Origin of the sequence: Streptomyces hokutonensis (assembly GCF_042751305.1) — a bacterium.
Lineage (GTDB): Bacteria > Actinomycetota > Actinomycetes > Streptomycetales > Streptomycetaceae > Streptomyces > Streptomyces hokutonensis_A.
The window spans coordinates 61,431-76,009 of record NZ_JBHYWD010000002.1 but is presented as its reverse complement, the minus strand read 5'-3'; the positions used below and the strand labels follow the sequence as shown (position 1 = coordinate 76,009).

Below are 14,579 nucleotides of genomic sequence, written 5' to 3'. Positions count from 1 at the left end.
ACGCTACGGCGTGATCGTCGACGCAGAGGGAGAGCACACGTGGGTGACCTGCTGGGCGTGGCCGTGCTGGGTGCGGGACACATGGGAGCCGACCACATACGACGCCTCGACCAGGTGGTGAGCGGCGCCAGAGTGGCCGCGGTGGCCGACCCGGACACCGAGCGCGCCAAGGAGGCGGCGGCCGGTCTGGACGCGGTCACGGTGCACGAGGACGCCGTGGCCGCGCTCGACGCCCCCGGGGTCGAGGCGGTGCTCATCGCCTCGCCGGGCCCCGCGCACGAGGAGGCGCTGCTCGCGGCCTTCGCACGCGGACTGCCGGTGCTGTGCGAGAAGCCCATGGTGCCCGACTCCACAGGGGCACTCCGGGTGGTGGAGGCGGAGGCACGGCTCGGGCGGCGGCTGGCGCAGATCGGCTTCATGCGGCGCTACGACGCGGAGTACCAGCGCCTCAAGTCCCTGCTGGACAGCGGGCAGTTGGGGCGCCCCCTGATGCTGCACTGCACCCACCGCAATGTGTCGTCGCCGCCCTACTTCACCTCTGCGATGCTCATCGACAGCTCGGTCTCGCACGAGATCGACGCGGCGCGCTGGCTGCTCGGACAGGAGCTCACGGCGGTGACGGTGCTCAGCCCGCGCTCGTCGGCGAACGCCCCGGAGGGGCTGATCGACCCGCAGCTCGTGCTCTTCGAGACCGAGGGCGGTGCCCTGGTCGACGTCGAGGTCTTCGTCAACTCCGGCTTCGGCTACCAGGTGCGCTGCGAGGCCGTGTGCGAGGCGGGCAGTGCCCGGATCGGCGAGGACCACACGATGGTCGTCACCACCCACGGCAGCGCGCACGAGGACGTTCCGCTGGACTACCTCGTGCGGTTCGCGGACGCCTACGACCGCGAGGTGCAGTCCTGGGTCGACGCCACCCGGCAGGGCCGCGTCACCGGCCCGAGCGTCTGGGACGGCTACGCGTCCTCCGTGGTCGCCGAGGCCGGGGTCCGGGCGCTGGAGAGCGGCGGCCGGGTGGCCGTCGAACTCGCCCCGCGCCCGGACCTGTACGCCGACCTCAGCCGCTGACGCTCGCCGCGCCCGACTCCAGGTGACCGGTGAACCGGCGCGACCAGGTCGCGTCGGAGTCGACGGTGACCGTGAAGTCGTACCAACCGCCTTGGTAGGCCACGGCGTTGAAGAAGTCCTCCGTCGACGAGCCCGCCGCGACCGTGTACGTCCACGGTCCGTCGCTGCGGTAGTGGTTGGAGGTGATGGTGAACTTCACCGCCGCGGAGCCCGAGTTGGTCATCTTGAAGTAGATCGCGAGCTTGCCGGTGCCCGACTCGACGGCGTAACGGGTGCTCACCTCGACCGACTTGCCCGCCTTCGTGGCGTCGCCCTGGAAGCGCCGCAGGAAGCGGTTGGGGCCGACCATGGAGAGGTCGTACTTGCCGCTGCCGTAGCCCGTACCGATGTTGAAGTAGTCGGAGGCGGTGCCGCCGGGGTCGATCGTGTACTGCCAGGGCGTGGTGTCGCGGTAGGCGTTGGGGTGGATGGAGAGATGGGCGGCGCTCTTGGCGGCGCCGCCCTGGTTGGCCATGGCGAACCAGGCGAGGATCTTGCCGCTCGACCCGAACTCCAGGTGGTCCAGGTACCCGTTGGGCTGGTACGGCAGCGCGCGGGCGGGCCGGGTGCCGGTCTCCTGCGCCGGCAGGGTGTTGTTCGTCGGCACCGGGTTGGGCAGCGGGCCGCAGGTGGAGATGCCGATGACGCCGGTCGCGGGGAGCGCGACGGAGCCGTAGACCGGGTTGGCGAAGTCGAAGACACCGGTCAGGTCGCCGCTGACCTTGCGGCGCCAGGTGCTGATGTTGGGGCAGGCGGCGGGTTTGCCGAGGGCGGTGGTCCAGGTCTCCAGGAAGCGGAGCACCGAGGTGTGCTCGAAGACCTCGGAGGAGACCCAACCGCCGCGCGTCCAGGGCGAGATGACGATCATCGGGACACGGAAGCCGAAGCCGTAGGGGACGCCGTTGAGGAACTCGCCGTCGGTGCCGGCCGGCGGGGCGGGTGGCGGGACGTGGTCGAAGTAGCCGTCGTTCTCGTCGTAGTTGAGGAACAGGACGGTCGAGTCGAAGACGTCTCCGTCGGCGGCGAGGGCCTGGTAGACGAGGCCGATGAAGTGCGCGCCGTCGCCGGGCGGGGCGTAGGGGTGCTCGGAGAAGGCCTGGTTGGGGACGACCCAGGAGACCTGCGGGAGGGTGCCGGCGAGGACGTCGGCCTTGATGGCGGCGGCGATGTCGTCGGGGGTCGAGCCGGTGGTGGCCGGGACGGAGGACATGCCGCGGTCGTAAAGGGGGCTGCCCGCCTTGGAGTTGGTGAAGTTCTTGAAGTAGGCGCAGGCGTTGTCGCCGTAGTTGTCGGCCGCGTTCTGGTAGACCTTCCAGGTCACTCCGGCGTTCTGCAGCGCCTCGGCGTAGTTCTGCCAGGTCAGGCCGGACTCGTCACCGCCGTCGTAGCTGGAGGAGTCGACCTTGCCGCTCCACAGGTAGGTGCGGTTGGGGCCGGTCGCGCTGAGGGTGGAGCAGAAGTAGGCGTCGCAGATCGTGTAGTTGTCGGCGAGCGCGTAGTGGAAGGGGATGTCGGCGCGGTCGAGATAGCCGAGCGAGCGGACATTGCCGACGCCCGAGACCCAGTTGTCGAGGCGGCCCTTGTTCCACGCGGAGTGCTGTGAGGACCAGGAGTGCGGCAGGTCGCCGTTGCACTGGGCGAGGGTCTCGCCGTCCTTGCCGCCCGCGGCCGGGGTGGCGCTCAGCTTCCACGGGTACTGACGGCCGCCGCCGTTGGGCTGGTCGAAGACCGGGTAGCCGCCGCTGAGGGTGATGCCGCTGCGGTCGTCGAAGCCGCGGACGCCCTTGAGGCGCCCGAAGTAGTGGTCGAAGCTGCGGTTCTCCTGCATGAGGATCACCACGTGTTTCACGTCCGAGATCGTGCCGGTCGCCGCCTGCTGGGCGGCGATCGCGGGCCGTGCGCCTGCGCCCGTCGCCATGCCCGCCGCAACGGTCGCACCGAGCCCCACGAAACTTCTTCGGCTGATCGGTGTCATTCGCCCCGTCCTCGTCCCAGGCGTGCCCGAGCGGCACACCGCGCGCAAGGGTGCACGGGGTGATCGCCAAGGTCCATACCCGGACGGTGAGGTGGAGGTGAACAAAAGTCAAAACCGCTGTCCTGGCGCCGAATTGCCCTCAGACACTCCCGAACAGGGCGCTCAGCCCCCGCTCGACGACCGCGTCCATGTCCTCCTTCCCGGTGGCTACCACGTCGTAGGTCCGCAGCAGGAAGCGGCGCAGCGCCGGGGTCTGGAAGTGGAGCAGGGCGAGCCCGAACGGCGAGTGGAACTCCAGCACCGTACGAGCCTGACCGCACGGCCACAGGTGCACGTCCCCGCTCCCGGCCGGCCGCCGCAGCCCCTCCTCCAGCAGCGCCCGGGCGAAGGTCCAGGTGACCGTGTCACCGTCGAGGGACACCTCGGGCGGGAAGTCGAGGTGCACGGCAAGGGGGTCCCAGGAGAGGTAGCGGAGCGTGGCCGACACGGGAATCTCGGTGTCGTCGGCCGTGATCAGCCGGGCTCGGGTGGGTTGTTCGAGGGTGATGTCCATGGTCGGTCTCCGCTATGAGTGAGAGGTCGGCAGGATTGCCGTGTGCCTGTACGACCTCGCAGGTGCCCTTTGCATTACGCGGAAGCTCGAATGACTTTATGTGACGTGCATCACTTGATGGTCGTTGTGTGGGGCTGCTGGTGAATTCGTTTGCGGTGGGGCGGACGAGCCATGTGGGGGGAGCCCATGGACGGGGCCGCGGAGCAGGTGCGACGGACCGTATGGCAGCGGGCGGAGTCTGGTCGCGGAACTTCGGCCGCTGGAGGGGGTGGAGGCGGCCGGAGGTGCCCGGGTCCTCCTCGAAGACGTAGCTACTGGACCGCTTGCGCCACGAGCGCGCCCGCATCGACGCGAAGACCGTCGAGCTACAGGCCGCGAGCCGAAGGCTCAGTGTTCTGATCGAACTCGCCACACACCCCGACACCGGATCCTGCCCGGCCTCGCTCGACACCGACCCCGACCAGAGCGACGCGCGGCAGGACAGGACGCCTGCCAGAGGTGCCGGAAAAATTGCGGAACTGTTCCCCGTCCGCTCTGACCGGGCCTACAGCACTTCATCGAGCCGCGTGCGCTCTGGGGGCGGACCGCGACCGCCACGAAGCGGCTGACGAGGGCAGCGGCGGGCCGAGGGCGCCGAGCTCGTCCGTTCGAGCCCGCGTACAGGGTCTGCACGGGGTGCCGGAGAAGAAGCGGCTGTCGCAGCTGGAGCGGCTGCGGCTGGGCCCGAAACGTGTCTCCGGCAGGGCCATGGTCCTTGCCCAGGACCGCGCCCGTGAGGTTCGGGGCGTGGGCGCCGGCGCGGTTGATCACCTCGTACGGTGAGGCGTACAGCCGGTCGTTCTCCTCCTGGCGGACAGCGGCGACCATCCGGGTCGGCGTCGTCACGCCGGGCAGCAGCACCCGCTTGTTCACCAGCCACACCACCGCCCGATCGAACAAAGCTCGCGGTCCCTCCGGCGACGACCACACCCGCGCCGCCACGAACTCCCGCAGCTCCGCCTCACCCTCGGCGAAGTGCTCGTCGTCGGTGCCGAGCTGCGCGGCGACGAACCGCACCAAGGCGGCCGGGACCGCCGTGGCGGGCCTCTTGCCAAGTTCCGTTCCGATACTCCCCGAAGGCCATTCTTCACCGGCGGTCCGGTGACGCTCGCGTCCTGTGGCGTGCCGATCGGTGCGCGGGTACTGCGTGGCGGCCCAACGTCCGCCCAGCGAGCCCGTGTTGGGGAGGCCGGTCGGGCCGGCTGGGGAACTCATTCGAGGCGACTCATCCCGCGTCCCCGCCCAGCGTGTCCGTTTCCAGGGCTGCGAGGCGCAGGGCGACCGCCACCCGGGTGACCGCCTCGCCGGGCGCCCCCGGAAGCCGCGCCAGCAGTAGTCGCCGCTGCTCCTGCGGGCCGCCGCGCACCGGCAGGACCCGTACCCCCGCCGGGACGGCTGGGGCGAGGGAGGCGGAGACCGTCGTCAACCCGCAGCCCGCTGCGACGAGTTGGAGTTTGGCCAGCCAGTCGCGGGCGGTGTGGGCGATCTCGGGGCGTTCGTCGAGGCCGGGCCATACGCCCATGAGGCGGTCCTCGCCGGAGGAGGAACCGGCGATCCAGCGCTGCCCGCGCAGGTCGGCCACGTCGACGAAGTCGGCGCGGGCCAGCGGATGGGTGGCGGGCACGGCGAGGTACAGCGGACGCTCAACGAGGGTACGCAGGACCAGCGGGGGTGATTCGGTGTCCGGTGGGCGGAAGGGGGGCGCGGACGCCAGCAGGGCCAGGTCGAGGCTGCCGGCCCGCAGGGCGCGTACCAGCGCCGGGGTGCCGCCTTCCCGGCTGACGACGTTCAGGTCCGGGTCGCTGCGGCGCAGGGCGAGCAGGACGCGGGGCAGCAGGGCCGCTCCGGCGCTGGGCAGCCAGCCCAGGCGGACCGTCGCGGCCTCGGTGGGCAGCCCGGACAGTTCGCGGGCGGTGGTGTCGATCTCGTCGAGTACGACCGTCGCCCTGCGCATGACGATGCGGCCGGCCGGGGTGAGCCGTACGCCGTCGCGGCGGCGTTCCAGCAGTTCCGTGCCCGCGGCGCGTTCGATCGCGGCGATCTGCCGGGACACCGCCGACTGGGTGTAGCCCAGCGACGCGGCGGCGGCCGTGAACGTCCCCTGTTCGGCGACCGCGCGGAAGACGCGCAGGGCGGTGAGTGACACATCCGTGAAGTCCATGACGATTACGCATATTAGCGGTGCGTAACTCTCGTTGGACGCATGGCTGTGATCGTTCCTACCGTGGAGCCATGAACGCTCCACGCATCGCCCTCGTCACGGGCGCCAACCAGGGACTCGGCCGCGCCCTCGCCGAGGGACTGGCGGCCCGTATGGGCCCCGACGACACCGTTCTGCTCACCGGCCGCGACGGGCGGCGGGTCACCGACGCGGCCCGGGAAGTGGCCGGTCTGCCCGGCACCCGCAGCCGGGTGGAGGGCCGGGTTCTCGACGTCACCGACACCGACGCCATCGCCCACCTCGCCGACGAGTTGCGGCAGCGCCACGGCGGGGTCGACATCGTGATCTCCAACGCCGTGACCCGCATGCTCCCCGGGGAGTCGCAGTCCGAGCGCGCCGACGAGTTCATCGGCGTCTCCAACACCGCCACCCACGCGATGCTGCGCTCCTTCGCACCGATCCTCCGCCCGGGCGGCCGGTTCCTCGTCGTGGCCAGCAGCCTCGGCACCCTCGGCCATCTCGACCCCGCGCTGCACGATCTGTTCGACGGCGCGAGCCTGGACCAGGTCGAGTACGCCGTCGAGTCCTGGCGCAGCGCCGTCCACCAGCGGACCACGGCCGAGGCGGGCTGGCCGCTCTGGCTGAACGTGCCCTCGAAGGTGGCCCAGGTCGCCGCCGTCCGCGCGGTCGCCGCGGAACGCCGTCAGGACGACCTGGCGAGCGACACCCTGATCGCGTCCGTGTGCCCCGGCATGGTGGACACGGCCACCTCCCGCCCCTGGTTCGACGACTTCAGCCAGGCCAAGTCCCCGGCCGAGGCCGCGAGCGCCGTGCTCGACCTCGTCTTCGCGGAGCACGTCGACCCCGCGCTCTACGGCGAACTCGTACGCTTCGGCGCCGCCTTGGACTGGCACTCCGGCAAACCACTGGCCGAGCAGGACCTGAAGCTCACGCCCTGACCGGGGCGCGGCACGGAACCACGGCACAACCAGCGCCGCACAGCAGGGAGTTCACGCATGACTGCCGGCCGCCACGGGCGCCTAAGTCACTCTCGCCGTACGGGACTTGACGGCGGGAGAATGCACCGCGACGGCCGGCAACGAGCGGGTGCACGTGAGGCGGCTCGACCTGACGGACCTCGGCTCCCTTCCATGCGGCGAAGGCCCACCTGGGGCACTTCGCCCTCGCCACCGAACTGCACGGCGCACTCGCGGCCGACGGCAACGCCCCTTTCGTGGCGGTCAGTTCCGCCGGTCATCCGCAGTCGCCGGTCGTGACGAGGACGGCCGGAGCGCCCCGCACCTCCGGCAGCGGTGGCGGCTGCGGCCGGCACGATGCTGACGTCCGAGATCCGATACACGCCACGGGCAACCGCTCCGGCCGCGCCCCGCCCTCCGGTGTGAGCCGGAGTGGGGGCGCGGCCGGGACCGTCATGGACGGTCAGTCACGCGAGGTGCGTGTCACGGCGTCAGCTGCCACTGCTCGATGTAGCCGACGTCGATCGCCGCGTGGTCCTGGACCCGCAACTTCCAGGTGCCGTTGACCGGTTGGGCGGAGGCGTCGACGGTGAAGGTCTGGTCGACGTTGTCGGCGGAGCCGCCGGAGCGGTTCAGCAGGGAGTAGACCGTGCCGTTCGGGCCTACGAGGTCGACGGTGAGGTCGCCGCGGTAGGTGTGGACGATCTTGACGTAGACCTGGGTGGTTGCCGAGGCGTTGCCGTCGCGGCCGGTGACCGTGATCGGGGACTCCACGGCGGCGGCGTTGTCGGGGATGTCCACCCGGGTGCTGCTGGCGTAGATGTTCGCCACCCGCCAGGTGAAGGAGGCGGTGGCGGACGCGCCCGTGTCGTCGGTGACGGTCACCGTGACGTCACTGCTGCCGAGGGTGGTCGGGATGCCGGAGATCAGGCCGGTGCTGTCGATGGAGAGTCCGTCGGGCAGTCCCGTGGCCGAATAGGTCAGCCCCGCACCGGAGTTGGTGGTGTACGCGCTGGTCTGCAGGGACACGGACTGTCCGACTCCGCTGATCTGTGCGGAGATCGGGGCCACGTTGACGCCGAGCGCGATCCGGCTGCCGACGTTGATCGCCGCCCACGCGTCGGCCACAGCGAGGTACGTCGGGCTGTACGCGCCGAAGAGGTCCGCGGCGGCCTGGAGGGTCGCGGTGCGGGCTCCGGCGTAGTTGGTGGACGAGGTCATGTACGTGGTGAGCGCCCGGTACCAGACCTTCTGGGCGTTGTCGATGCCGATGCCGGCGACGGGCACGCCGTCGTAGGTGGGGCTGTCGTAGGAGACGCCGTTGACGGTCTTCGCGCCGCTGCCCTCGGACAGCAGGTAGAAGAGGTGGTTCGCCGGGCCCGAGGAGTAGTGGACGTCGACGCTGCCGAGCGTCGAGCTCCAGTAGTCGCGGGACGCGCCGTCCTTGGAGGGCTTGTCCATGTAGCGGAGCGGTGTGCCGTTGCCGTTGATGTCGATCTTCTCGCCGACCAGGTAGTCGGGGACGTCGGCGGGGAGGTTCTCGTGGAACTCCACGGCGGCGGCGAAGATGTCCGAGGTGGCCTCGTTGAGGCCGCCCGACTCGCCGGAGTAGGTGAGGCCGGCGGTCGCGGCGGTGACGCCGTGGCTCATCTCGTGCGCGGCCACGTCAAGGGCCGTCAGCGGGTGGGTGTTGCCCGAGCCGTCGCCGTAGGTCATGCAGAAGCAGGTGTCGGACCAGAAGGCGTTGACGTAGTTGCTGCCGTAGTGGGCCCGGCTGTAGGCGGCCACGCCGTCGTTGCGTATGCCGTTGCGGCCGAAAACGTCCTTGTAGTAGTCCCAGGTGGCCGCGGCGCCGAACGCGACGTCCACGCCCGCGGTCTGGCGGTTGGCCGCGGTACCGTCACCCCAGACATCGTTGTCATCTGTGAACAAGGTACCCGTGCCCGAGGTGCCCTGGTTCAGGTCGTAGGTCTTGTGGCCGGCGCGGTCGCCGTCGACGAGCTGGTACGTCGAGGTCGCCGGGTCGAGCGTGGTGCTGAGCGGGACCGTTCCGTTGAACTGGCCGGTGCCGGTGCCGGTTTCGATGCCCTGGTACTGGAAGACGGGCTTGCCCGAATCGGCGTCGGTGATCACGTGGAGTTCGCTGGGGGTGCCGTCGTCCTGGAAGCCGCCGACCACCGCCTCCCAGGCGAGGACGGGCTTGGCTCCGGCGGCCCAGACGACGAGGCGCGGGGCGCCGTCGAGCTTGGCCTGCTCGCCGCCCGCCTTGGCCGCGCTTGCGAGCGCCTTGGTCTTCACCGTCGCCGAGGACACGTTCGGGGTGAGGTCCGCCAGGTTCAGGTCGGCCTTGGCGGCCTTCGTCACCGAGAGGCGGCCGCTCTTGGCGTGGACGACCAGGTCGCCGCCGAGGACGGGCAGTCCGGCGTACGTCCGCTCGTAGCGGGTGTGGGTGGTGCCGTCGGCGTCCTGGGTGACGTCCTTGACGACGAGCTTCTCCTTGGCCCCGAGGCCGAGGTTCTTCGCCGTGCTCCTGACGGCCGCGCCCGCGCTCTTGAGGAGGGCGGCGTGCTTCGCCGGCGTCAGCGTGGCCGGGGCGGCTCCGGCCCGGGGGGTGGCCAGGATCTTCACCGGGGAGTGGCCGCCGCCGGGGACGGCGGAGGCGGCGCCGGTCTGCATTCCGGCGGCCAGCAGGGTGCCGACTGCGGTGAGCACCAGAGCGGCGGTGTATCTGGGGTGGTGCGGATAACGGTCATGCCGGGTCAAGGCGTTCTCCTTATGTGGGGTGGTCGGACTCGGTGGAGTCCTGGAGAGCGGGTCGGGCCGGGGTACGGCCGTCCGGCGGCGCGCGGGTGCGGGGAGGAAGGGTGAGGATGAAGTGAACGCTCGGTGAGCGTGGTGCACAGCAGCGTGGCATCACGCCCACAGAATTGTCATGGCTATAACAAAGCAACGGCTCAAAATGGCTGTTGCGTACTGCGGATCACTCATCCGAGCAACGCTTTTCGGCCTCCTGTCGGACAGGTGCACCATGCGGGAACACAAGGCCGTCGAACAGGTGGTTGAATGTCGACTCCGGCGGGTGATCCATACCCCAACTCGCGTACGGCGTATACGACTTGCTCCACCCGGGCAGCTACGCCACCAACACGGCACCATCCGTCCGTGAAGACGCTGGCATATGCCAGAAGCACCACCGGATCGGGTGTTGCCAAATCCCTTACAGGGCGTCGCGGGCTGTGCGACAGTCGTAACCGGTCCCTCCATCCGCCTTGGTCGAACCGTCCCCGCATCGGAGTGCGTCATGCCGTCCCATCTCTCTGCGGACCGCCCAGCCGCCCAGCCGCCCGCGCGCGGCTCGGTCGACGCGCTGATATCGCAGGCGCGGCAGCTCATGGGCGACGTGGACGCCGTACGGCGGGACGCGCAGCGGGACGGTTCGGATCCCCGGGAGCGGTGGCAGCGGGCGCTGTGCGATCTGGCGCTGCATCAACTCAGCGATCTCGACGAGCACTTGGCCCAGCTGCGGGACGGCCCGCCGCCCGTGCCGGTGGCCGTCGAGACGCCGCCGGCCCCAACTGCCGTACCGGAAGCGCCCCGAGGCGACTCGCTGCTCAGCCGGGTCGGCAGCGCCGAGTGGAATCTGCTGACGGACGCGGTGAGTTGGTCCGGGGAGCTGTACCAGATCCTCGGCCGCGATCCGGCCGCTCCCCCGCTCACCCTGGACGAACTGCCGTCCCTGGTCCTGGACGAGGACCGGCCGGGCCTGACGGCGATGGTCACGGACTGCCTGGTCGACGCCAAGCCCATCGACGGCGAGTTCCGCGTCGTACGGCCCGACGGCGCCGTACGCACCGTGCACATGATGGGCGAGCCCGTGCTCGACGCCGACGGTGGCACCGCCTCGATGTGGGCCGTGCTGCGGGACGTCAGCGAACTGCGGCGCAGCCAGCGGACGGTGAGCGAGACCCGTGACTCGCTGCAGCGCCACCGGCACCACGCGCAGACCGAGCGCCGGCTCGCGGTCGAGCTGCAGGAGGCCGTGCTGCCGCCGTGGCGCGGCACCCTGCGGCTCCCGCACCAGGGGCCGGAGACACTCGACCTGGCCGCCCGCTATTTGCCCTCCTCGACGAACGCGCTGATCGGCGGCGACTGGTACGACGCGCTCCAACTCTCCGACGGAGCCACCCTGTTGAGCGTGGGCGACCTCACCGGACACGGTGTCGCCGTCACCTCGGGCATGGCGATGCTGCTCGGCGCCCTGCGCGGCATGGCGATGGCGGGCACCGAGCCCGGCCAACTGATGTCCTGGCTCAACCAGTTACTGGACGCCACGGTCCAACCGGCCCTGGGCAGCGCGGTGTGCTGCCGGTACCGGCCCGAGACCCGCACCCTGACCTGGGCGCAGGCAGGACACCCCGCCCCGCTGCTGTTCCGCGACGGGACGGGGCGCATGCTGAGCGCACCGGACGGCGTCCTGCTCGGCGCCACCTCGGGAGCGTCCTACGGACAGGCCGAGGAGACCCTCGAAGCGGGCGACGTACTCCTGCTGCACACGGACGGACTGGTGACCGGGCACGACAGGCCGGAGGCTGTGGACCGACTCCTCGACCTGGCCCCGCGGTTCGGCGAGGCGCGCACCGCACAGGACTGCGTACGCATGGTCGTCGAGGAGTTCGGCGACTCCGCGCGCGAGGACGACGCCTGCGTGCTGGTCGCCAGGACCACCTAGGTCGTATAAAGCCCAGCCACAACCTCCCTACGCCTGGGCGCTGTTGGCGTTCCTGGTCCGCGCGCTCCTGGACTGTGGCCTGGGCAGAGCGAGTTTGATCTCCTCCCGGAGCTCGTGGATCCTCGGGTAGTTGGAGTACTGAGCCGTGAGCCGGTACATCTCGCGCAGCCGGTCCCAGGTGCGGTGGGATGAGTTCGATCCCATCGACGCCAGGGCCAACCGCGCGTACCTGTCCGCCTGTTCAGGGTCGTCCGCGATGAAGCAGGCGGACGCCATCGACAGGAAGTCGAAGATCTTCGACCGCTGCCGACCGTCGACCCGCAGCGCCAGCGCCTTCTCCGCGAAGTACTGGGCGTGCACGGCCGCTCCCGGCTCGTGCTCGGCCAGGGTGCGGTAGGCCAGGGCCTGCATGCCGTAGAGGTCCTCCTCCTTGAACGTCTGCATCCAGCTCGGGGACGGTACGTCGCCGCGGTCGGAGACGAAGAGGTCCTCCGCCTGGCCGAGGGTGCGGCGCATGGCCTGGCCCTTGCCCATCGACGCCTGCGCCCAGGCCTCGACGGTGTAGAGCATCGCCCGGGTGCGCGGCAGCACCTCGTCGCCGGAACCGGTCTTGGCGAGTTTCATGAGATCGAGCGCGTCGTCGGGCCGGCCCAGGTGCACCATCTGGCGAGCCGCCCGGGAGAGCGCCTCCCCGGCGCGGGGCCGGTCGCCGCCCTCACGGGCCGCGTGGGCGGCGATGACGAAGTACTTCTGGGCCGTGGGCTCCAGGCCGACGTCGTGCGACATCCAGCCCGCGAGTACGGCGAGGTTGGCGGCGACGCCCCACAGGCGCCGCTGGAGATCTGCGGGGTGCCGGTAGGCCAGCATGCCGCCCACCTCGTTGAGCTGTCCCACCACAGCCTTGCGCTGCAGCCCGCCGCCGCGGGCCGCGTCCCAGGCCCGGAACACCTGGACGGACTCCTCCAGTTCCTCGATCTCCTGCGACCCGATGGGGGCGGCCTCGTAGCGGTCGAACCCAGCAGGGTCGGCGTGCAGGGGATCGTCGAACCGGGGAGCGTCGGCGGAGAGAGTCGGATCGGAGTGCAGCCATGCGTACATGGCGCTGCTGAGTGCGGAGCCTGCGGCGAGCGCGGCGCCCGCGCCCACCAAGCCGCGTCGGTTGAGCATGAGGTCCATTCCCGTGAATTCGGTGAGGACCGCAGCAGTCCGTTCGGGCGCCCACGGCACACCGTCGGGATGTTCCACACTCCCGTCGTCGGGCCGTTTCCCCACACGCCCGTGCCGGACCAGACCGAGGTCCTCGATGGTCACGACACGGCCGAGACGCTCGGTGAAGAGAGCCGCCAGCACCCGCGGCACCGGATCGCGCGGGATCTCTCCCGTGTCGATCCAACGCCGTACCCGCGAGGTGTCGGTCGAGAGCTGGGGGTGGCCCATGGCCGCCGCCTGCCGGTTGACCAGCCGCGCGAGTTCGCCCTTGGACCAGCCGGCCAGGCCGAACAGGTCCGAGAGACGGGAGTTGGGTTGTCCGTTCACGTCAAGCCCCCAGGTTCTCGGCTGACTTGAACATAGCCCGGTGCGCTGTGCCGGGCGACTATTCGCCAGGGTTCGCCAGGGTGCGCCAGATGGTGTGCCACTGCGCATCTGGTGTCAGGTAGGAACGCGCCACCCCGACCCGGTCACCGAGGGACATTCCCCAGGATGGACCCGCGGGACCGGGCCGGGTAGCGCGCTTGCTTGGACAGGCACTGCAGGCACACGAAGGGATCTGTCTCTCCCATGTACACAGCATCGTCCTCCGTGTCCGCCCCGCCCCGGTCGCTGCACCCCCGCCCGGGCGCCGGCGGCCCCTACCTCGACCCGGCGCGCCCGGCGGCCGGCCCCGTGCTCGGTGCGGGCAGGCCGCGGCGCGCTCCGGGGCTCGGCACCCAACCGCTCAGCGGGAGACTCGACTTGTCCGGCCCTCAGGGCGCCCAGCTGCGTACGGCGATCGCGTCGGTGCACCGGATCTGCCCGGAGTTCGCTCCGGTGCAGGTGCTACGCCGCAACGGTCGCTCCGTGCTCCTGGTCGGAACGACCGGACGCAGCACGGCCGTAGCGAAGTGTTTACTGGACCACTCCCCCGCGTGGGCCGAGCGGATCCGGCATGAAATAGCGGCGTACCGCTCGTTCGTCCGGCACCGCCCCCCGGTGCGGGTGCCGCGGCTGATCGCGGCGGACCCGGACAACTGCACGCTCGTCATCGAGCGGATGCCGGGCCGGGTGGCGGCGCTGCACCGGCACCCGGCGGAGGCTCCGCCGCGGGCGGACATCAGGGCGGCGCTCGGCGCGATCTGCCGGCTCAACGCCTGGCGACCGCCGGCGGGCACCTTCGACGCCCCGCTGGACTACGCGGCCCGGATCTCCCGCTATCACGAGCTGGGGCTGCTCACCGACCGGGACATGGGAGACCTGCAGAAGCTGCTGCACGGCATCGCGCACTCGGCGGGCCGTCAGGGCATGGGCCAGTTCTGCCACGGCGACGCCCTGCTGTCCAACATCCTCCTCTCACCGGCCGGTCCAGTGCTGGTGGACTGGGAGCACGCGGGCTGGTACCTGCCGGGCTACGACCTCGCCACGCTGTGGGCGGTCCTCGGGGACGCACCCGTGGCCCGGCGGCAGATCAGCCAGATCGCGCAGTCGGCGGGACCGGCCTCGCGGGACGCCTTCCTGGTGAACCTGATGCTGGTGCTGACCCGGGAGATCCGTACCTACGAGATGGCCGTGCAGCGTTCGATGCACGACACGACCCCGACGGCACCGGGGGCGGCCCACCCGGGTGCTGCGCCGTCCGGCGAGGAACAACGGCTGCTGCTGAGGCGGCTGCACGACGACTGCCAGTTGGCCCGACGGGCCGTGCGTGCGGCGGTCGGCACTCGCTGACGGGGATGAAGGTCCGCGGGGGGGCCCCCCACCGGGCCCCCCCGGCGCTGGGGTGTTTTTGGTGCACCAATTTGTGTGACCACTTATGAAAAACCCCAATATTATTAAAAATAAAGACC

Annotated in this window: 10 protein-coding genes and 1 pseudogene; 5 read left to right on the top strand and 6 right to left on the bottom strand. The window is 70.7% G+C overall.

What is annotated here, in order from left to right; genetic code table 11:
- Positions 1-39 precede the first annotated feature (39 nt).
- Positions 40-1,065: a Gfo/Idh/MocA family protein gene (locus tag ACFXC1_RS06435; protein ID WP_381239640.1), complete on the top strand. Its 1,026-nt coding sequence runs from the start codon at positions 40-42 to the stop codon at positions 1,063-1,065.
- Here ACFXC1_RS06435 and ACFXC1_RS06430 read toward each other — a convergent pair.
- Positions 1,055-3,079 (bottom strand): phosphocholine-specific phospholipase C, encoded by a 2,025-nt coding sequence (locus tag ACFXC1_RS06430; protein ID WP_381239638.1) that lies wholly within the window; start codon positions 3,077-3,079, stop codon positions 1,055-1,057. The genes ACFXC1_RS06435 and ACFXC1_RS06430 overlap by 11 nt on opposite strands.
- A 139-nt stretch (positions 3,080-3,218) precedes the next feature.
- Entirely contained in the window at positions 3,219-3,632 is a 414-nt protein-coding gene (locus ACFXC1_RS06425) for an SsgA family sporulation/cell division regulator (RefSeq protein ID WP_381239636.1), read from the bottom strand.
- A gap of 675 nt (positions 3,633-4,307) precedes the next feature.
- On the opposite strand from ACFXC1_RS06425, the gene ACFXC1_RS06420 reads away from it, so the two are divergent.
- Positions 4,308-4,454, top strand: coding sequence for a hypothetical protein (locus ACFXC1_RS06420; protein ID WP_381241153.1), 147 nt, complete (start codon positions 4,308-4,310; stop codon positions 4,452-4,454).
- A 42-nt stretch (positions 4,455-4,496) separates the two neighbouring features.
- Here ACFXC1_RS06420 and ACFXC1_RS06415 read toward each other — a convergent pair.
- Both ACFXC1_RS06415 and ACFXC1_RS06410 read right to left on the bottom strand, forming a co-directional pair.
- A pseudogene (locus ACFXC1_RS06415) lies at positions 4,497-4,886 on the bottom strand (DUF4158 domain-containing protein); the annotation flags it as partial.
- A gap of 10 nt (positions 4,887-4,896) precedes the next feature.
- A complete protein-coding gene (locus ACFXC1_RS06410) occupies positions 4,897-5,832 on the bottom strand; it encodes a LysR family transcriptional regulator (protein ID WP_381239633.1) in 936 nt (311 codons plus the stop codon).
- Positions 5,833-5,903: 71 nt separating this feature from the next.
- Between ACFXC1_RS06410 and ACFXC1_RS06405 the strand changes: the two genes are divergently transcribed.
- Positions 5,904-6,791 carry an SDR family NAD(P)-dependent oxidoreductase gene (locus ACFXC1_RS06405; protein WP_381239631.1) on the top strand — a complete coding sequence of 296 codons (888 nt, stop codon included), beginning with the start codon at positions 5,904-5,906 and terminating at the stop codon, positions 6,789-6,791.
- A 501-nt stretch (positions 6,792-7,292) separates the two neighbouring features.
- Here ACFXC1_RS06405 and ACFXC1_RS06400 read toward each other — a convergent pair.
- The gene (locus tag ACFXC1_RS06400; RefSeq protein ID WP_381239629.1) at positions 7,293-9,572 is read right to left on the bottom strand and encodes a M4 family metallopeptidase; all 2,280 of its coding nucleotides are present in this window, start codon (positions 9,570-9,572) and stop codon (positions 7,293-7,295) included.
- A gap of 538 nt (positions 9,573-10,110) precedes the next feature.
- Here ACFXC1_RS06400 and ACFXC1_RS06395 point away from each other — a divergent pair.
- Positions 10,111-11,538, top strand: coding sequence for a PP2C family protein-serine/threonine phosphatase (locus ACFXC1_RS06395; RefSeq protein ID WP_381239626.1), 1,428 nt, complete (start codon positions 10,111-10,113; stop codon positions 11,536-11,538).
- Between the two features lie 27 nt (positions 11,539-11,565).
- Here ACFXC1_RS06395 and ACFXC1_RS06390 read toward each other — a convergent pair whose 3' ends face one another.
- Positions 11,566-13,074, bottom strand: coding sequence for a DNA-binding protein NsdB (locus ACFXC1_RS06390; protein WP_381239624.1), 1,509 nt, complete (start codon positions 13,072-13,074; stop codon positions 11,566-11,568).
- Positions 13,075-13,317: 243 nt separating this feature from the next.
- Here ACFXC1_RS06390 and ACFXC1_RS06385 point away from each other — a divergent pair, with 243 nt between their 5' ends.
- A complete protein-coding gene (locus ACFXC1_RS06385) occupies positions 13,318-14,460 on the top strand; it encodes an aminoglycoside phosphotransferase family protein (RefSeq protein WP_381239621.1) in 1,143 nt (380 codons plus the stop codon).
- Positions 14,461-14,579 lie beyond the last annotated feature (119 nt).